Raw genomic sequence first — 18,593 nt, 5'->3', positions numbered from 1 at the left:
TCTCAGCCCCTCGTTAGTTTGGTTGGTGTACAGAACCAAAATCAAGCTACCGTTCCATCTTCGTGAAGTGAGCAGAGCGACCCGGTACCTACTGGTACTCGTACCGGATCGCGGAGTTTGCGGCGAAGGGAGGGACTAGGACCCTCGTCACGAGTCAAAATCTACACCTCTAAAAAGAAATATCAAGGATATATCTTTTACTGGACGAACGACGACGTTCGCACTCTCAAGGCGCTCGCGAAGCAGAGGGCTGGCGTAGCCAAGATCGCTCAAAAGCTAAACCGTACTCCCGGTGCAACGGCAGCGAAGGCGTGCGCCTTGGATATTTCGCTGAGCACAACGTAGTGCAGCACATCTACCGCGCGCCAGTACGTTCATGGTCGCGCGGTATGATATCTGCCGTCGTGCGGTGAACTGTATCTCGCCTGGTGCAGAACAATTTCTTTAAAATCCATCCATGTCCCTCGAAGTTGCCGACGGGGAGCAGGCGGATCGTTCCTCAATTTTTAACGTCAGTTCGGTTCAGAGCGTTTGACCTGGATCTGCTGAAAGGACTTCCCTGCACTTTCGAGGATGGCTTCAAGGCGGCATGCTGTGCGCAGGCTGCGGATAATGACGTCACGATAGAGCGGGTCGATTTCGATCCCGTAACCGCGGCGGCCCGTCTGCTCGGTCGCAATCATGGCATCCGCCACCAGCGCGACCGGTTTGACCGTCGGATGAAGGGCAAGGTCGGAACGATCGTTACCGAAACTGTTCACGCCGGCGTAGCTCCACACATTGGTGCGGTAGCGGCCGTGCCTGCCCGCTCGCGAGCTGAGCATCCTCCGGCCAATTTATTCCCAGCAAAGCAACCCGCCCCTGAACTGCGCGTAGACCCCTAATTAAGGGAGCAACACCGGCAAACGGGAGGTGCTGATGGCAAACGTAAGGGTAGTGGAGGCGGCCGAGCATCTCGGCGTGTCGAAGAATTTTTTTTGGATAAAGCGCGCATTTACGGCGGCGGGCCGCGGTTTATGCGGTTCGAGCGCGCGATTGTGTATTCCACCGAAGCGTTGGACGAGTGGCGAGGTCCTGCACGGTCGTCCCCGCCGACGACAACAAGCCTACAGCCACGGCCGCCGCCTATGAGGCTGCTGGGTAAGACCAACGCTGCTGCTATGCCGCGCGGTCTCGTAACGCGACCTCCGCCTCAGCGTCCAGGTCGTCGAGAACCGCCTCGATAGCCGAGATGGCAGTTTGGATGGCAGCGATTTCTGCAATCTGCTGTTTTGACAATGGTCCTTGGTGTCCCATGAGGCCGACAATCAGGTCACGCCGCCGTTCCTTCAACTGAACTAATGGCAACTTGTGATCTTCGAGCAGCGTAGGCATTTCCAACAGGCTCCAGCCGATGCCTGAAAGTGACTCAAAGTTACTGAGACCAATTTTCACCGATGCTTAAAATTGTTTGCATCGAGGCCGTCAACAGCAACCTCGCTCGGGTGAGGCGGGTTAAGGAGTCGTGATCGCTCGCTGTCTGCCGCGGCTTCGTTCGCAATAATCCGAAATGTTTCTTGCGAGCGGGTGCCATTCGCGGCTGACTGTAGAATCCGCTCGGCCATCAACGCTTTGGTTGATGGATCAGGGCGAACGTCCAGTGTGGCTTGCGCAAGCGCGCCTCGCATTATCGTAACTAGCTCTGCATCAAACATCTTGAATCTCCGTTTTGGCAGCGCTGTACCATGCATCGGTGACGGCTGTACTGCGGAACTCTGACGATGATGAGTCGAGCGAATTAAACTTCGGACAGGTTGAGTCACATCGTCACACGACGAAGTGATTGAGCATTCACATTACCATCACCACCGCGACCTCGGATGAATTGGCGCGCGGCAATTTTCAATAACGGAGTTTTTCAAATCAATGAGTGGTTTCTGGAAAATCAACACCACAGAGTGCGCCGCTCTTGCGGCTGACCGCGCGGCATTGAAAGCCTTGGATACGACAAAAAAAGGCTACGACCCTCGTCGAAGACGGCGGTACCTTCCGACGCTCCAACGATGACGACCAAACTTAGAAAGAAAAGAAGGTTTTATGGTCGAGTTTGGTGGGTAGACGCCCCGTCGCGGAAGGCTGCACCAATGTTCTTAGGGGCGATGTAAATAATCCTCATTTGGAAGAGCAACCTTATGCCAGTTGGGAGTTTGGCTATTGGGGTGTTTGCCCATGACACCCCGCCTGTGGCGGTCCCGGCATTTGCAGGCTGCCGGGGCCGTCGCTTGGTCTTGGAGAGTCCATTCCGAAAGGCTTTCTCCGCGCCCCCTGTGATAGACTGACCTCAAGACAGGAGGAGGCAAGTCATGACAGAACGCCGCGAACTATATCGAAGCCCAAATGGCGATTCCTGGTACTTAGGTCGCGAGCCGACAGACGGGCATGCCTTTATCATTCACCAGCCTAATTCCCCATCCGGCGGACGGTTGTCGCATATTGAACTGGGAGAATTCCTACGGAGTGGGAAAGGCCCAGAACAGCAGGCATTGCTCCGTTTGATTGGGACACTCGTCGAAGTGCCGCCATACGCTTAATGCATTGCTCGGGCGAGATTTTCTATTTGTGAGTTGGCAACTGTCCATCTAGCCAGTCTTGCTCCTCGGCAAGTGCGAGCCAGGCATCCTGCATGCGTCTATAGCGGTTCTTCGAAGGCAGGTCCTTCGCATCGTCGGCGAGTTCACCGCAGTTGCGGGCATTTTCTCTGTACTGTTCTGACTTGGTCAACATGAGCCGCTCCGGCGGGGTTCTCTATTTGAAAAACGAAAAAATGCCCGCCGTTTGCAAGATGAACAGCATCCCCCTTGACGGCGGCGGGCCTGCCTTGCATTCGTCCGGCTTAGGTCTGTAGGCGGCACCTTGCCTTCACTTCCTCGCTTCGTAGGGCAGAAAGTACACACCCTCGCGAGCGCCCAGGCGCTCCTGTTCCCAAGCCTTACGCTCCTCGTCGGTAGCCGGGATGAATGCAAAGCAACTCTCAGCGCCCACTGTTTCGCCCGCTGCCGTTAGCGCCTCCTGGACCAGGCCATACACTTTTGGGGTCCCGATCAATTCCTGCATACGCTCGTCTTCCGACGACAAGTTTACGGTGCCTACGCGCACACCATGCTCATCCGGGCTGCCCTCGTTCAGAACGAGGAAGATCGTGGTTAGCTCAGAATCCGTAGGTTCGCTCATCTATCCCTCCTCGCTTTCAGCCCAATCTCTACCAGCCTCCGAACCGCTTCCGGACGGCCAGGTAGGTCGTCTTGTTTCCGACGCCAGTCGTCGAGGGCCTTGGCCATACCGGGCTGGACGCGAACGCCGATTAGATCGCCAGTAGCAGGCGCTCTCTTTTTTGGTGTTTTCATGTTATCACGAATTGAATTATTCATGCAACCATGATATCACGAAAACAGGCCGGAGCAAAGTGGCGACCTCGCGTCCGGCTCTAACCGCAACCGCCGTCTAGGAGCGATCATGGCTACAACCACGTTGCCGATGCGACCGCACCAGCCATTGCGCTAGCGCGGTTGCCGTCCTGCGTCGCACTCTCCGCCGCCTAAACGATGACGGCTTTGGCCGCGTCATGCGGCCTCAGCGGCTGAAACACCGGGCTCGAAAGCGCGCCAATAAGCGAGGCATAGTGCGGTGTCCAAAAGCTCAGGCGTTCCGGCGACGGCGGCGAGGAGCTTCAAAACATCCGAACCGCCGTCGCCACTAGGCAAATACCGCATCGCCAACAAAAGCCTAAATGATTTTTAGGTAGCCTTTCTCCGAGAATAGGTTTCCCGAATCTGAGAATAGGTTGAACCGGGTCGCGTCTAGGTGTCCGGATCAAGCGCCCGAAACATCAAATCCAAAAGCATCGGCCGCCGCGCTGGGTCAGCGGCCTTCAACATTTTCGAAAACGCCGCCGCGACTGCACTTGTGCCCGCTACCCATCGGCCATCGGCGACGCGCGTCATGAGAATGCCCGTACTCGAAGCTTCAAAAATGAAATCAGGTGTTTCGAGTTTCAAATCGTCCACCATAAAATCCCTCTTTCCTCAAAAGGCACTGTCTGGATCTGCGCGGTTATGCCAGCGCATCGAACATCAATCCAAACAGCCTTTCTTGATGCGCACCCGGCATTTCCGTCGTGACCATCTTTGCAAAGATCGCGACCACTTCAGCGCTGTTCGAAGCACGCTGCTCACTGTCCGCAATTCGCGTAATGCGTAATCCCTCACTAAAGGTTTCAAAGTTGAAGTTCGGACCTTGAAGTTTCAAATCACTCATAAAAATAAACCTTCTCGTTGAAAAAGACTGCCGGTTCAAAATTGGTTTGCTTTCACTCGCCAAGTATTCGCCGAGCCATGATGGATCACCGAATCTGTGAGTCAACTTGACTGCGGCGTCCCGATCCACGGTGGGAATTGCCATCGTTCGAAGCGGAACGTCACGATTGCCATCAAGTATCGCTTTGAAGCGCTCTTGATCACCCCGCAGAGGAACCTACGCGAGCCTGGTGACCAAAGGGAATTGCTCCCTTCTCTGATAGCCGATCAAAGCGCCCCCACGATGCGCGGTTCGATTGTTTTCGCCAATTGTTCACGGGATCGGGCGGCCAGTCTGTGCACTCATGCTACAGCGTATACAGGTTACGCTCTTGCAGCGTCCGCTCGGCAGCTCTTGATCTAGATCAAACTGGCTGTTCGGTTTCGGGATGACCATCGAACGGTGAATGGCATGGAAGGCCGGCGGAATTCGCATCCGAGTTCACAGCGACAATCTTCGGGGATCGGAAGTGATGCTGGGGGAGGGCGGGCCGATGGAGATGCGGATCGGAGCTTCTAGGTGAGGACTGACAACAGGTTTAACGTTGCAGGTATCGCTGGGAGATAGGGATGGCAAGCACGCTTTCTAGCAAAGAGCGGGCGATGATGGATGCGTACTGGCGGGCGGCCAATTACCTTTCGGTCGGCCAGATCTATCTCTACGACAACCCGCTGCTTAAGCAATCGCTCACAAAGGATCACATCAAGCCGAGGCTTCTTGGCCACTGGGGAACGACGCCAGGCCTGAACTTCATCTATGTCCACCTTAACCGGGTGATTAAGAAGCACGATCTCGACGTGATCTACATCACCGGCCCCGGACACGGTGGTCCCGGGCTGGTCGCGAACGCTTACCTGGAGGGGACCTACAGCGAGGTCTATCCGAACATTTCTCCCGATGAAGAGGGAATGAAGCGACTATTCACCCAATTCTCCTTCCCGGGCGGTATCCCGAGCCACGTTGCACCGGAGACCCCTGGCTCGATTCACGAAGGCGGGGAACTCGGCTACGCCCTCTCACATGCCTACGGAGCGGCCTTCGACAACCCCAATTTAATCGTGGCCTGTGTCGTCGGCGACGGCGAAGCGGAAACTGGACCGCTGGCAACGAGCTGGCATTCCAATAAGTTCTTGAACCCGGCGACCGATGGAGTGGTCTTGCCGATACTTCACTTGAACGGCTACAAGATCGCCAATCCCTGCATTCTCGCGCGCATCAGTCATGATGAATTGGATCATCTATTTCGCGGTTACGGCTATACGCCATATTTCGTCGAGGGGGATGAGCCGGAAAAAATGCACGAGCTGATGGCCGCAACCATGGATAAGGTTGTCGGGGAAATTCAGCGCATTAAATCCGCTGCACTCAAAGATGGATTTGAGGAGCGCCCACTATGGCCGATGATTGTACTCCGCACACCCAAAGGCTGGACATGTCCGAAGGAAATTGATGGCAAGCGCACAGAGGATTATTGGCGATCTCACCAGGTGCCGATGGGTGAGATGCATCGGAACGCGGCCCATGTGCGTCTCCTCGAAGAGTGGATGAGGAGCTATCGACCTTCAGAGCTGTTCGATGACAGCGGCCAGCTCCTCCCCGAGTTGGCCGACCTCGCCCCTCGAGGCGCACGTCGCATGAGCGCCAACCCGCATACCAATGGCGGGTTGATCCTGCGCGAACTGCGGCTGCCAAATTTTCGCGATTACGCTGTTGACGTGACCGCACCCGGCGTCGAAACCGCCGAATCTACGAGAGTCATGGGTCGGTTCCTTCGCGATGTAATGAAGCTAAATATGGAGGCCCGTAATTTCCGGCTCTTCAGTCCGGACGAGAACAACTCGAACCGCTGGCAGGATGTACTGGAAGTCACCAATCGTGCCTGGGCTGCAAACACCTTCCCCTGGGATGATCATCTAGCACCCGATGGGCGGATTATGGAAATGCTCAGCGAGCATCAATGCCAAGGCTGGCTTGAGGGCTATCTTCTGACCGGCCGGCACGGCTTTTTCTCCTGCTATGAGGCGTTCATCCACATCATTGACTCGATGTTCAATCAGCACGCCAAGTGGCTGAAGGTTTGCAATCACATTCCATGGCGGCGGCCTATTGGCTCGCTAAACTACTTATTGTCGAGCCATGTCTGGCGCCAGGACCACAACGGCTTCAGCCATCAAGACCCAGGGTTTATCGACCACGTCATCAACAAAAAAGCTGAGGTCATCCGCGTCTATCTCCCCCCTGATGCTAATTGCTTGCTCTCGGTCACTGATCATTGTCTGCGCAGCCGAAACTACGTCAACGTCGTCGTCGCGGGGAAGCAGCCCGCTCCTCAATGGTTGACGATGGACGAGGCTGTCAAGCATTGCGAAGCTGGATTGGGTATTTGGGAATGGGCCAGCAACGACCATGGTGGCGAGCCCGATGTCGTAATGGCCTGCTGTGGTGACGTGCCAACGCTGGAGACGCTCGCCGCTGTCGACCTCCTTCGAAGGTACGCGCCCGATCTAAAAGTCCGCGTCATCAATGTCGTCAATCTGATGAAGCTGCAGCCTTCGAGCGAGCATCCGCATGGTCTGACTGATCATGATTTCGACGTGCTTTTCACGACTGACAAGCCGATCATCTTTGCGTTCCACGGGTACCCGTGGCTGATTCACAGACTGACCTACCGGCGCACGAGCCACAACAACGTGCATGTGCGGGGTTACAAGGAAGAGGGCACCACCACGACACCGTTCGATATGTGCGTGCTTAACGAGCTAGATCGCTTCCACCTCGTCAGCGACGTAATCGATCGCGTGCCGAAGCTTGGATCGCGCGCTGCCTACGCCAAGCAGGCCATCCGCGACAAGCTCATCGACCACAGGACCTTCATCGCCCGGTGTGGAGACGACATGCCGGAGATCACTGGCTGGAGATGGGGGCAGGAGGCGTCTTCTGCGGTCGTTCACTCGACCGAGGCCGACAACGTCTAAAGGTGCCGGCGGAGCCGAAAATGAACGTTTGCGCGATGAGACATGAGAAGACAGCGCGGAGCCTCAATGGCCGGCCATCCCACGATTATCCGGCCGACGAATGGAACGTCGTCGAAAAAGCGTTTCATCCCGAATTGCGGGCTCAGCTCGAAACGATGCTAGCGTTCGGTAACGGGTACCTCGGCATACGGGGGTGCCCGGAGGAGGGCGGCCCAAACTCTGAAAACGGCACTTTCATTAATGGGTTCTATGAAACGTGGCCGATCATCTACGGAGAAGAAGCTTACGGCTTCGCAAGGACTGGTCAGACGATCTGTAACGTGACCGACTGCAAAGTCATCAAGCTTTTCGTCGACGACGAGCCGTTCTGGCTGCCCCATGCGCACCTTTTGAACTACGACCGACGACTCAATATGAAGACGGGAACACTAGACAGGGAGATTGTTTGGGAAACTCCATCTGGCAAACAAGTGTCCTTTATATCCCGACGTTTGGTCTCCTTCGTCAATAGGCACGTGGCCGCCATCTCCTATCGTGTAACAATACTCAATGCACAAGCTTTTGTCGTGATCTCATCGGAGATGACCGCAGACGAACGCGGCACTCGCAGCAGGGAAGACGATCCACGACTGGCGAAAGCCCATCCAGGCCGCGTGCTGCATCAGCGGTCCACCTATTCCAAAGACCGCCGCATCGTGCTGTGCCATTCGACCGAAAGAAGCCGGTTCGTCCTCGCATGCGCGACTGACCATGCGATAGAGAGCGCTTGCCCGTATTCCTACAAAGTCGCCCATAATGGTGACTCCGGCCAAGTCGCCTTCACAATCGAAGCGCGGCCGGGCTGCTCCATCCAGCTTACCAAATTCATGGCCTATCACGCCTCGTAGACGGATACTCCCGAACAGATCTGCAGCCGTGCTGGGTGGACAATGGATCGCGTGATGAGCCAGGGCTTCCAGAATTTGCTCGCCTCCCAGGAGCAGTACATGGACGATTTCTGGCGCAGAAGCGATGTTCGGATCAAGGACGTCAGAGAAGATCGAACAAAACGCAGCACCGCCGAGATCCAGCAGGCAATCAGGTTCAATCTTTTTCACATCCTGCAGGCCTCGGCGTGTGCCGAAGACAGGGGTGTGCCGGCGAAGGGCCTAACCGGACAGGCCTATGAAGGGCACTACTTCTGGGACACCGAAATCTATCTTCTGCCGTTTCTGACGTACACCTCGCCCCGCATCGCCAGGAATCTGCTGGCATTCCGCTACAAGATGCTGCCTCAGGCACGGGCCCGCGCCAAGGAGTTAGGCCACCGGAGAGCGATGTTTCCGTGGCGGACCATTAGTGGCGAAGAAGCATCGGCATATTACGCTGCAGGTACAGCACAATATCACATCAACGCAGACATTATATACGCGCTGCGCAAGTACGTGCAGGCAACGGGCGATGAATCGTTTCTGCGGGACTACGGCGCCGAAATGCTTGTCGAAACCGCACGTCTGTGGGCGGACCTGGGCTTCTACTCGGATACTAAAGGCGACAGGTTCTGTATCAACGGCGTCACCGGGCCAGACGAATACAATGCAGTCGTAAACAACAATGCATACACGAACTTGATGGCCCGCGAAAACTTGCGCTACGCAGCTCACGTTGTCGAATCCATGCGCAAGACAGAACCGGACGCATACAATACTCTTGTGCACAAAACGGTACTCGAGCCCTCTGAGGTGACAGCATGGATTCGCGCGGCGGAAAACATGTATGTCCCATATGACGAGAAGCTGAAGGTCATTCCTCAGGACGACAGCTTTCTGGACCGAGAGCCGTGGGATCTTCAGAATACGCCGCGCGAGCGTTATCCGCTGCTCTTGTTTTATCATCCACTGAACATTTATCGAAAACGAATGATCAAACAGGCGGACGTGCTTCTAGCGATGTTCCTGCTGGGTGATGCTTTTCCAACTGAGAGTTCAGATTGCTGGATCGGCGAGCTCCGTCGGCAAAAATCGATGTGCGCCAAGATGACCAGAAAGGCGATCCGGTTTCGTGAGTCAGAATGCGATTGGGCCAGCATGGAGGACGAACCTATGGGATCTGCAACCGCGATTCGTTCCGGAGTCAACTCGTCCAGTCCGATCGCTCTCACGAACGTTCGTACCGGACTCGGTGCGGATGCGATCGCCGCAGCCTTAATCGAGAATTTGCACTGCCTTCTTGGAAAACTGCCACGATACGCGACACGGAACGACTGGTACATGTGCCTCGCTTACACCGTTCGCGATCGCATGATGGAGCGCTACGTAGCTACGTTAGAATCCATTACCGAAACGAATCCGGACGCCAAGGTCGTTGCATATCTTTCTGCGGAATTTCTGACCGGGCCGCATCTTGGAAACAGCCTCGTCAATCTTGGTATTTGGCGAGCAGTAGAGGATGCGCTGTCGCGAGTGGGGCAGGGCGATTTATCGAGCCTTTTGGATCAAGAGGAGGAACCCGGGTTAGGAAATGGGGGTCTTGGCCGATTGGCCGCGTGTTACATGGACTCGCTTGCGACGCTCAACGTTCCTGCGATCGGCTATGGCATTCGCTACGAGTTCGGGATCTTCGATCAAGCGATCCGTGACGGCTGGCAGATCGAACTGACGGACAAGTGGCTACGCTTTGGTAATCCCTGGGAGATCATTCGCTCCGAGATCGCGTTCGATGTGAAGCTTGGCGGACGCACGGAGCGCTATCGCGACGAGGCCGGATCCTGGCGCGTACGCTGGATTCCTGAGAAAGTGGTCAAGGGCGTCGCCTACGACACACCGGTCCCAGGCTATCGTGCGCCCACCACAAATCTGCTGCGCTTATGGAAGGCCGAAGCTACGGAATCTTTTGATTTTGAAGCATTCAACGTCGGCGACTATTACCGGGCGGTTGACGAGAAGATTGCATCGGAAACCATCACCAAGATTCTATATCCGAATGACGAACCCGAAGCCGGGAAGCAGCTGCGGCTGGCGCAGCAATACTTCTTCGTGTCCTGCTCGCTCCAGGACATGATCCGGTTGCTCATCTTGCGCGGCAAGCCGCTCCACGAGTTCCACTTATACTGGGCAGCGCAGTTGAATGATACGCATCCCTCTATCGCCGTCGCCGAGTTGATGCGGCTCCTTGTGGACGAACACGCGATGGAATGGGATCAGGCCTGGGCTATCACCCAGCAGACCTGCGGCTACACGAACCACACGCTTCTTGCCGAGGCGCTTGAGCGATGGCCGCTACCGTTGTTTGCCCGACTGCTGCCGCGCCATTTGGAGATCATTTACGAGATCAATCGTCGTTTCCTGGACGATATTCGGCTGCGTTATCCGAGCGATGATCAGCTCCTCCGGCGGCTCTCGCTGATCGACGAGGCGGGAGGAAAATATATACGCATGGCGCACCTCGCCAGCGTAGGCAGCCATGCGATCAACGGTGTCGCGGCCCTCCATACCGAACTTCTGAAGCAGACGGTGCTGAGCGACTTCTACAGAGTAGCGCCGGAAAAATTTTTCAATGTGACTAATGGTGTGACGCCGCGCCGCTGGATCGCTCTGAGCAACCCGAACCTGAGCGCTCTGATCACCCGGAAGATTGGTGACCGATGGTTAGCAGATTTGGAGAAGGAGCTCGAACACCTCGAGCCGTTAGCTGTAGACGCCGACTTCCAGAAAGATTGGCAAGCCGTTAAGGCCGATAACAAACGTGTGCTGGCGGCTCTCATCAAGGAACGAACCGGCGTCATCGTTGATCCGCGCTCGCTCTTCGACATTCAGGTCAAGCGGCTGCACGAGTACAAGCGTCAGCACCTGAACGTTTTGTACCTGATCACTCTTTTCAACAGACTAAGGCGTGCTCCCAGCGCCGCGGAAATTCCCCGAACGGTCATCTTTGGCGGCAAGGCTGCTCCCGGATACCGCATGGCCAAGCTCATCATCAAGCTGATTAACTCAGTCGCGACAGCCATCGATCAGGACCCGGTCGTCTCTCAGGTTCTCAAGGTGGTGTTCCTGCCGGACTTCAACGTCAAAAACAGTCACCGCGTATACCCCGCCGCGGATCTGTCGGAGCAGATCTCCACGGCAGGCAAGGAGGCGTCTGGCACAGGCAATATGAAATTCGCCATGAACGGGGCATTGACAATTGGCACCTTGGACGGCGCCAACGTCGAGATCCGCGACGCCGTGGGTCCCGAGAATTTCTTCCTGTTCGGTCTGACGGCCGCAGAGGTCGAGCGATTGAAGGCTGGGGGCTACGCGCCGCGCGAATTCTACGAGTCAAATCCGGAGCTGCGCGAAGCGATCGATCTCATCAGTTCGGGGTTCTTTTCGAACGGTGATCGCGCACTCTTCCAGCCCCTCGTCGAATCGCTGATCACCCGCGACGACTACATGCTGCTAGCCGACTATCAGGCCTACGTGGAATGCCAACAAAGCGTCAGTCGAGCGTACTCCGATCAGAGCGCATGGACGCGCATGTCCATTCTGAACTGCACGCGAGTCGGTCGCTTCTCATCCGACCGCTCGGTCCGGGAGTACTGCCGCGACATCTGGAACGTTAGGCCAATTGTTCCTGACGAGAGATGAGCAGGATGCGGACGATGAGCGCCGGTGATGTCACATCGGGTACGAGCGCTCCTCTCGGTGCGACGGTTCTTCCGGGCGGCGTTAATTTCAGCATATTCTCGAAGCATGCCGTCATGCTCGAGTTGCTTCTGTTTGATAGTGAGAATGCCGCCCAGCCGTCACGGATTATCCCCCTCGACGCCATTAAACATCGCACGCACCTCGCTCGCTTCGCTCGATGATATATCCCCTTGGGAGAGCGCACCTGTCGTAAGGCCGGCGACGTATCTGGCGCAGCCACGGTCCATAGTCCTTCTGGCGCGGGCGCTCGAAGGAAGTGTTTCAGAAGTGGAATGATGTCAATGACGATTTGGCTATCGCTGGGACGCTCTGCGAGACCGGAGCCTGTTAACGCGCGTGGCAACCTGCCGCGCGGAACTGTTCGATGACCCGGCTCACAAGGTCTTTGCTGGCGGGCGGGGTGTTGTGCAGCTTGTAGGCGAGCCCCATCGTAAATTACGAACGTCGATGGAACTGAGCCAATCGCCAGGCTGAAAATCGTTCCAGCAATTTCCGGCCTTGGTTTCCTTTTTCCGAGCTGCACCTAACAGTGACAGGGGTGCTGGGCGATCATCGCCGTGAATCCCATCGTGCTCTCGATGCTGCGTCCATCCTTTAACGCGCACATCGAAGCTCCACTACCGAGATGGACAACGATTACCCGCCCGTTGGCGATCTCGGGCGCGACGTGCGGCAAAGTCTTCGCGATATACTCATATGAGAGACCGTGAAATCCGTAACGCCGCACACCCTCGGCATAGACGCGGTCAACCAAGGTTCGTTGTCGGAACCGCTCGCCCGCAGGCGAGGACGACTGCTAATGCCATCGATCTGGCCCTTGATCTGGCGTTGCAGATCTCCCTCTCCCTCGACCGAAAAGATCTGGAACTTGACGCTTGAGGAGCCTGCATTGACGACGAGGATAGTATCCATAGCGATCACGCGGAAACTGTTGGAGCCCGTTGATGCCTTGCATTCGCGTAGAGAGCCGCGACCGCGCAGGAGGCCATCCGAGCGCGCGCCGAGTCTGCACGAGACGTCAAGAATCTGTCTCGATCCATCTGACCGTAACGGATTGATTTCGGGCGACGCCTCGGCTCTCCACTTTTGAAGTCAGCTAGGTCCGGAGCGTTCGGCCTCGATTTCTTGAAAATGATTTGCTTGCGCTTTGGAGGAAAGCTTCAGCGCGCAGCGGTCATCTCGAAGCATTAGCTCCGATTTGTCTAGATGAAATGCATGGTTTCGGCGGACAGCAGAGAGCGCAGTAGGGTTATTTAGTCTTACCGTTTCCGCTCTTCTCGTTAGCGCGCCGCAGAGCTTCAGCAAGCGCTCCGCCGCCGGATTGCTGATGCGGCTTGCTCGGTGTCGACGTCATCCGCCGGCTTTTGTCTTTTGGGGTGCCTTGCGCTGGCCGCTCGCTCATGCCGCCGGGCTCATCATCGAGACGGAGCGTCAATGCGATCCGTTTACGGGCGACATCTACCTCCAGTACCTTCACCTTGACGACGTCCCCTGATTTGACGACATCGCGCGGGTCTTTGATGAAAGACTTCGACATCGCCGAAATGTGTATCAGCCCATCTTGATGGACGCCGATGTCGACGAAGGCGCCGAAGGCGGCCACGTTGGTTACGGCGCCTTCGAGGATCATGCCAGGTTTGACATCCTTGAGCGTCTCGATTCCCTCTTTGAAGACCGCGGCCTTAAACGCCGGCCGAGGATCGCGGCCGGGTTTTTCGAGCTCGCGGAGGATGTCGACCACGGTCGGCAGACCGAAGGTGTCATCAACGAAACTCTGCGGCTTGATCTGGCGGAGGATATTCGTGTTTCCGATGAGGGCCTTGATGTCGCTTTTGGTGGCAGCAAGAATCTTGCGTACGACGGGGTAGGCCTCCGGGTGGACTCCCGAGGCATCGAGCGGATCGTCGCCACCAGTGATCCGCAGGAAGCCGGCGCATTGTTCGAACGCTTTCGGCCCCAGTCGAGGCACCTGCTTTAGCCCTTTACGTGCCTTGAACGGCCCGTTGTTATCACGGTATTGGACAATGGCTTGCGCCAACACTGCGCCGATTCCTGATACGCGTGCGAGGAGCGGTGCAGACGCCGTGTTAGCATCGACTCCGACCGCGTTAACACAATCCTCGACCACCGCATCAAGGGAGCGAGCCAGTTTACTCTCGCCAAGATCATGCTGATATTGGCCCACGCCGATCGCCTTCGGATCGATCTTGACCAGTTCGGCCAGTGGATCCTGTAGCCGCCGCGCAATCGATACCGCCCCGCGTAGCGTGACGTCGAGGTCGGGCAATTCCTCTGACGCAAAAGCCGACGCTGAATAAACCGATGCGCCGGCTTCCGACACCACGATCTTCGACATCTTCATATCGGGTAGGGATTTTACCAGATCCGTAGCGAGCCTGTCGGTCTCGCGCGACGCCGTACCGTTGCCGATCGCGATCAAGTCAACGCCATGTTGAACGGCGAGCTTGCCGAGCGTGGCGAGTGCCGCATCCCATTGCCGCTGAGGCTCGTGCGGATAGACCGCCGTGGTGGCCACCACCTTGCCCGTCACATCGACAATAGCGACCTTGACTCCGGAGCGGAATCCGGGGTCGAGCCCCATGGTAACGCGTGCGCCCGCTGGCGCCGCGAGCAACAGGTCGCGTAAATTCGACGCGAACACACGTACCGCCTCGTGTTCGGCTGTGTTCCAAAGCCGCATCCGCAAATCGATATTGAGATGAACCTGAATCTTGGTCCGCCAGGCCCAGCGGACAGTTTCCATCAGCCATTGGTCGCCGGACCGGCCGCGATCGGAAATTTCGAAACGCTGCATGATCTTCAATTCGTAGGTACTGACCGCAGCTGGCGTAGCCGTAGCTGGTTCGGGCAATATCTGAAGGTCGAGAATATCCTCCTTCTCACCGCGAAACATTGCAAGGATGCGATGTGACGGCAGCTTGGTGAGCGGCTCGCTGAATTCGAAATAGTCCTTGAATTTTTCGCCCTCGGTCTTCTTGCCGCTCCGCACGGCGGACGACATCAGGCCGTTCGACCACATCCTTTCCCGCAATACGCCAATCAAGTCGGCATCTTCCGCGAAACGTTCCACCAAAATGGCGCGGGCGCCGTCCAGCGCAGCCGCGACATCGGCGATCGAGTTGTCGACGTTTACGAACGGCTCTGCTACCGTCTTCGGATCATTCTGCGGTTCCGCCAACAGCAATTGAGCCAGCGGCTCCAGTCCGCGCTCTCTGGCGATCTCAGCCTTGGTGCGGCGCTTCGGCTTGAACGGAAGGTAAATGTCTTCCAGACGCCCCTTGCTATCGGCAGCGAGAATTGCTGCTTCCAATATGGCGTCGAGCTTTCCCTGTTCGCGAACCGAATTGAGAATCGCGGCACGACGGTCTTCGAGTTCACGCAGATAATTCAAACGCTCTTCGAGTGCCCGCAATTGAGCATCATCCAGGGAACCCGTGATTTCCTTCCGGTAACGAGCAATGAAAGGAACGGTTGCGCCCCCATCGAGCAACGCAACCGTCGCTTCAACTTGCTGCTCGTGAACGCCGAGCTCGTCCGCGATCCGTCGATTGATGTTTGCCACGCGCCATCATCCTGAACCATCGCGACGAATAAAAATGTCTCGCCGCGAAATGACGCTTATGAACTACCGTCGACTGACTGATCAACCTCTTGGAACAAACAAATTAGTCTGGGGACGAACTTCGATCGCAATGATGGGCGTGGCCACAATTTCAGTGCGAATCCGATACGTCGAAATCCTAGCGAAGCGCATTAGTCGTCGTCGCAAACCTCCATCTTCTTCATGCCGGCCTCCGCTTCTGACCGGGTCTTGAAGACGCCGAGGCCGACGATAGTCGACGGGGTTGTCGGGATGTTCGTGGTGGTCGCTGGCCTCTTGTCCACGATGGTGCACTTCTTCGTCGCGGCATCGCGGATGACGTAGTATTCCTCGTGATGGACCACCGTCTCGGCGAACGCCGGCGCGGCCGCAAACGCAATAAGCGCGCTCAGCGCGAGTCTCTTCATAGGAGCCGTTCTCCGTTTAAACAAGGCAGAACGCGTACCTCGTTGAGTCCGGCTAGTAAACCTCGAAATCCTGTGTCTGCGGCCCTTGCGTGCTTTCGCTGCGGGAGGCGGAGCACCAATACGACTGAGTCCCGAAGCCGAGCATCGGCCACGCGATGGCGCACGGCATGAGGAGGTCGAAGTACCGCGTCGTGAGGCGCACATCCTCGTCTGGACGGGCGGCAAACCCTCCGGCTCACTTTGAGACCAACACGCCCAGCCAAGACGGAGCGCCTTCCAAAGGACAAATAACGGGCATGGCCAGAAACGTCACCAGCGCAGAAACGGCAGTCGCCGCAGCGATCATTGATCCTTTCAACATAACATCTCTCCGATCGAGAGGCTTGCTATCGTGTCCCGTCTTTGACAAACCGACATGCGGGTATTTCTAAATCGACGCGCCGCCGTTTATCTCCTCGCAGAATGTCTCTAGCAGCCTTGTAACGAGAGGAGGCGACTATCACGCGCCCGTGTGCGGCCTTCCGGGAACGGTCACGGCCCGGTGAGGTTGCTATCCCGAACAGGCATGGAGCGCAGCCATGGCATTCCCCAATAACGACGAGCCTCCCAGGGCAACAAGCGATGCGAAGCGCACCAAAACCACCCGCTGGGCTATCGCGGGGGTGGTCATCCTGGTGCTGTTTGGCCTCCTGCTGATCTCCCCCGGCCACAACACGCACGATAAGTCCGCCGAGAATCCGCCGCACCCCGCAACGCAAGCGCAGCCCTAGGAATGAGCTGCGCCCCAACGAAATCCGCCAGCCCGTTAGGGAGCTTGCGGCGTGCACGACTAGGGTCGAGGGGCCTTCGGGGGATGGCGGGGTCCCTAGCGCGCAATCCTACGGCCAGATGTCGCTGCGGCCCGGCTTGGCGTACTTGATGTTCGCGTCGCCGCTCTTCGCGATCTTTTCGTCCAGCTCCTTTCACTTCTCCTCGGTGAGCTGCTCCTTGGTCTTGCCCGTCTTATTCTTCGCATCGGCGTCGAGCGTTCCGCCCGAAATGCTGCCTACTCCCGTTGCGTCTGACATGCGCATTCTCCGATTTGCTATCGTTGCTTTTGAACCCCTGGTTGCAAATTTATGGGTCACAAGGCTGTGACCAGGTTGCATCCGACGCACTCAAGAAGGGCATGATCCGAGAGTTTAATTCTGGCTCTGCGACCCTCACCTAGGGCTCGTGTGAGTAACGCTGGATCTGGACTGCACTTGACTGGTCCACTTCGCTACCATCATGGCAAACGTGACGATCGCCCAAGCAGTGAACCCGAACAGGGCCGTAGCGATCAACTTCCGTCGCATTGGGCGTTTCTCTTGATGCCGGTAACGTCTTCGGATCGTCGGAACGTAGCTCGGATTGTACCGCGAGAAAAGGGACGCGAAGCTACCGCTTCGCCTTCAGCCTCGCTTCGGAGACGAGGGTGGTTCGACGGGCGCACGAGCCAGCCGCTCCGCCCTTAGACGCTCGCGATTTTGACATGCCAGTACCCGAGTGCCTTGGGGTCCAAGCTAGAAGCATCTAGCTGTCCCGCTGTACCAACTCGACGGTGATGCCCTCGGGACCCTCAAAGAGCCGCAGCTTTCGGTTGACGTAGTTCATCTCGTCGCTGAGCACCGTCACGCTACTAGCCACGAGGTGTGCAGTGGTTGCCTCAAGGTCGTCGACGCGGAAGGCGAGATGATTGAAGCCTCGTCGTCGCAGGTTCGTTGGGTGCGCACCCGGATCGGCCCCTGGGGTGGGTTCAAACTCAAGAAGCTGAATCTCGAATTGAGGATCGGCTCCTTCGAGAGCGAGGGTGATGTGCTGCGCCTTCATGTCCGGCATGCCCATGTAGCGGGCAGGGAGTCCGCCGTCGATTATCGCGACGTGATCCTTTCTGAAGCCAAGAAGAGCGAAGAAGTCGATCGCCGGGCCAGCGTCTGCTACCGCAATCGTAATATGATCCGGATTGAGTATCATCATCACTCCGCGTCACTAGCGCCGCACATCTCCGCGCGCGAACCATCGGTATCCGGCTCACCGCTTTTGCAAGACTATCAGCTCGCCCCGCCACACGGTAGGCAAGGCTGGCTCAATGTTTCACTGCGCCGGTTCGTGCGCGAGGTCAGGGCCAGGACCGGAAGTCGCCATCAGACCACGACCTGCGATCTACCCGCGCAGGAACGAGAAAACAGTGCTAACGTTATTGGTGCGGCCGGGATGTGTGACTGCACGTCGAGTGTTCGTCCTGGGCGGATCGTACTGGGCCATTGACGCAGTCAAAGCCGGCCTGATGCAAGTGCGAAACGCTCAACCCGAAGGAGTGTGCAATGCGTAAGAAAGTGTTGACCATCTTGAGTGGCGTAGCAATCGCCGCATCGGTTCTCACGCTGGTGCCGGATCAGGCGTCGGCGCAGAGAGGAGGGGGCTTCAGGGGTGGCGGCGGATTTGGAGGCGGTGGTTTCCGCGGCGGCGGATTTGGCGGTTTTCGGGGCGGTGGATTTGGAATGGGGATGCCCGGCGGGTTTAGAGGCGGGTTCGCCGGCGGCGGGTTCAGGCGCGTGGGCTGGGCGGGTAG

The 18,593-nt window shown here is 57.1% G+C and carries 16 protein-coding genes and 2 pseudogenes; 6 read left to right on the top strand and 12 right to left on the bottom strand.

What is annotated here, in order from left to right:
• Positions 1-512: 512 nt before the first annotated feature.
• From B2M20_RS19905 to B2M20_RS19295, 7 genes are all read right to left on the bottom strand, one after another.
• A complete protein-coding gene (locus B2M20_RS19905) occupies positions 513-824 on the bottom strand; it encodes a site-specific DNA-methyltransferase (protein ID WP_201789040.1) in 312 nt (103 codons plus the stop codon).
• Between the two features lie 334 nt (positions 825-1,158).
• On the bottom strand, positions 1,159-1,434 hold the full coding sequence (locus tag B2M20_RS17800) for a hypothetical protein (protein ID WP_244553585.1): 276 nt from the start codon (positions 1,432-1,434) through the stop codon (positions 1,159-1,161).
• On the bottom strand, positions 1,431-1,694 hold the full coding sequence (locus tag B2M20_RS17795) for a hypothetical protein (RefSeq protein ID WP_139372954.1): 264 nt from the start codon (positions 1,692-1,694) through the stop codon (positions 1,431-1,433). Before B2M20_RS17795 ends, B2M20_RS17800 begins: the two co-directional genes overlap by 4 nt.
• Positions 1,695-2,592: 898 nt before the next feature.
• On the bottom strand, positions 2,593-2,763 hold the full coding sequence (locus B2M20_RS19690) for a hypothetical protein (RefSeq protein ID WP_158081565.1): 171 nt from the start codon (positions 2,761-2,763) through the stop codon (positions 2,593-2,595).
• A gap of 135 nt (positions 2,764-2,898) precedes the next feature.
• The gene (locus B2M20_RS17785; protein WP_079448356.1) at positions 2,899-3,210 is read right to left on the bottom strand and encodes a hypothetical protein; all 312 of its coding nucleotides are present in this window, start codon (positions 3,208-3,210) and stop codon (positions 2,899-2,901) included.
• Positions 3,211-3,836: 626 nt separating this feature from the next.
• Positions 3,837-4,046 carry a hypothetical protein gene (locus tag B2M20_RS17780; protein WP_079448355.1) on the bottom strand — a complete coding sequence of 70 codons (210 nt, stop codon included), beginning with the start codon at positions 4,044-4,046 and terminating at the stop codon, positions 3,837-3,839.
• 43 nt (positions 4,047-4,089) lie between these two features.
• Positions 4,090-4,437, bottom strand: coding sequence for a hypothetical protein (locus tag B2M20_RS19295; protein WP_139372952.1), 348 nt, complete (start codon positions 4,435-4,437; stop codon positions 4,090-4,092).
• Between the two features lie 464 nt (positions 4,438-4,901).
• Here B2M20_RS19295 and B2M20_RS17770 point away from each other — a divergent pair, with 464 nt between their 5' ends.
• Genes B2M20_RS17770 through B2M20_RS17755 form a run of 4 tightly spaced genes read left to right on the top strand, consistent with a single transcriptional unit; the run spans position 4,902 to position 12,132 of the window.
• Positions 4,902-7,307 carry a phosphoketolase family protein gene (locus tag B2M20_RS17770; RefSeq protein WP_079448353.1) on the top strand — a complete coding sequence of 802 codons (2,406 nt, stop codon included), beginning with the start codon at positions 4,902-4,904 and terminating at the stop codon, positions 7,305-7,307.
• 2 nt (positions 7,308-7,309) lie between these two features.
• On the top strand, positions 7,310-8,194 hold the full coding sequence (locus tag B2M20_RS17765; protein WP_158081564.1) for a glycoside hydrolase family 65 protein: 885 nt from the start codon (positions 7,310-7,312) through the stop codon (positions 8,192-8,194).
• Between the two features lie 42 nt (positions 8,195-8,236).
• Positions 8,237-11,911, top strand: coding sequence for a glycogen/starch/alpha-glucan family phosphorylase (glgP, locus tag B2M20_RS17760; RefSeq protein WP_079448351.1), 3,675 nt, complete (start codon positions 8,237-8,239; stop codon positions 11,909-11,911).
• Between the two features lie 14 nt (positions 11,912-11,925).
• A complete protein-coding gene (locus B2M20_RS17755; protein ID WP_087881223.1) occupies positions 11,926-12,132 on the top strand; it encodes a hypothetical protein in 207 nt (68 codons plus the stop codon).
• Positions 12,133-12,521: 389 nt separating this feature from the next.
• Here B2M20_RS17755 and B2M20_RS17750 read toward each other — a convergent pair.
• From B2M20_RS17750 to B2M20_RS17740, 4 genes and pseudogenes are all read right to left on the bottom strand, one after another.
• Positions 12,522-12,883 (bottom strand): annotated as a pseudogene (locus B2M20_RS17750) (hypothetical protein); the annotation flags it as partial.
• A gap of 5 nt (positions 12,884-12,888) precedes the next feature.
• Positions 12,889-12,993, bottom strand: a pseudogene (locus tag B2M20_RS20445) (phosphate acetyltransferase); the annotation flags it as partial.
• A gap of 227 nt (positions 12,994-13,220) precedes the next feature.
• Positions 13,221-15,554 carry a Tex family protein gene (locus B2M20_RS17745; protein WP_079448349.1) on the bottom strand — a complete coding sequence of 778 codons (2,334 nt, stop codon included), beginning with the start codon at positions 15,552-15,554 and terminating at the stop codon, positions 13,221-13,223.
• 191 nt (positions 15,555-15,745) lie between these two features.
• Positions 15,746-16,000 (bottom strand): hypothetical protein, encoded by a 255-nt coding sequence (locus tag B2M20_RS17740; RefSeq protein WP_079448348.1) that lies wholly within the window; start codon positions 15,998-16,000, stop codon positions 15,746-15,748.
• A gap of 578 nt (positions 16,001-16,578) precedes the next feature.
• On the opposite strand from B2M20_RS17740, the gene B2M20_RS17735 reads away from it, so the two are divergent.
• Positions 16,579-16,770 carry a hypothetical protein gene (locus B2M20_RS17735; RefSeq protein WP_079448347.1) on the top strand — a complete coding sequence of 64 codons (192 nt, stop codon included), beginning with the start codon at positions 16,579-16,581 and terminating at the stop codon, positions 16,768-16,770.
• Between the two features lie 784 nt (positions 16,771-17,554).
• On the opposite strand, the gene B2M20_RS17730 is transcribed toward B2M20_RS17735, so the two are convergent.
• Positions 17,555-17,995, bottom strand: coding sequence for a VOC family protein (locus B2M20_RS17730; RefSeq protein WP_079448360.1), 441 nt, complete (start codon positions 17,993-17,995; stop codon positions 17,555-17,557).
• A 350-nt stretch (positions 17,996-18,345) separates the two neighbouring features.
• Here B2M20_RS17730 and B2M20_RS17725 point away from each other — a divergent pair.
• The coding region (locus B2M20_RS17725) for a hypothetical protein (RefSeq protein WP_201789039.1) at positions 18,346-18,593 on the top strand (248 nt) is incomplete at its 3' end.

The organism is Nitrobacter vulgaris (genome assembly GCF_002028545.1).
GTDB classification, from domain to species: Bacteria; Pseudomonadota; Alphaproteobacteria; order Rhizobiales; family Xanthobacteraceae; genus Nitrobacter; species Nitrobacter vulgaris.
This window is presented reverse-complemented; position numbering and strand designations above follow the sequence as displayed.

Excerpts from the sequence above, each read along its gene's own strand:
- B2M20_RS19905 (WP_201789040.1), bottom strand. The coding sequence starts at position 824 with ATGCTCAGCTCGCGAGCGGGCAGGCACGGCCGCTACCGCACCAATGTG.
- B2M20_RS17795 (WP_139372954.1), bottom strand. The coding sequence starts at position 1,694 with ATGTTTGATGCAGAGCTAGTTACGATAATGCGAGGCGCGCTTGCGCAA.
- B2M20_RS19690 (WP_158081565.1), bottom strand. The coding sequence starts at position 2,763 with ATGTTGACCAAGTCAGAACAGTACAGAGAAAATGCCCGCAACTGCGGT.
- B2M20_RS17785 (WP_079448356.1), bottom strand. The coding sequence starts at position 3,210 with ATGAGCGAACCTACGGATTCTGAGCTAACCACGATCTTCCTCGTTCTG.
- B2M20_RS17780 (WP_079448355.1), bottom strand. The coding sequence starts at position 4,046 with ATGGTGGACGATTTGAAACTCGAAACACCTGATTTCATTTTTGAAGCT.
- B2M20_RS19295 (WP_139372952.1), bottom strand. The coding sequence starts at position 4,437 with ATGGCAATTCCCACCGTGGATCGGGACGCCGCAGTCAAGTTGACTCAC.
- B2M20_RS17770 (WP_079448353.1), top strand. The coding sequence starts at position 4,902 with ATGGCAAGCACGCTTTCTAGCAAAGAGCGGGCGATGATGGATGCGTAC.
- glgP (WP_079448351.1), top strand. The coding sequence starts at position 8,237 with ATGGATCGCGTGATGAGCCAGGGCTTCCAGAATTTGCTCGCCTCCCAG.
- B2M20_RS17755 (WP_087881223.1), top strand. The coding sequence starts at position 11,926 with ATGAGCGCCGGTGATGTCACATCGGGTACGAGCGCTCCTCTCGGTGCG.
- B2M20_RS17740 (WP_079448348.1), bottom strand. The coding sequence starts at position 16,000 with ATGAAGAGACTCGCGCTGAGCGCGCTTATTGCGTTTGCGGCCGCGCCG.
- B2M20_RS17735 (WP_079448347.1), top strand. The coding sequence starts at position 16,579 with ATGGCATTCCCCAATAACGACGAGCCTCCCAGGGCAACAAGCGATGCG.
- B2M20_RS17730 (WP_079448360.1), bottom strand. The coding sequence starts at position 17,995 with ATGATACTCAATCCGGATCATATTACGATTGCGGTAGCAGACGCTGGC.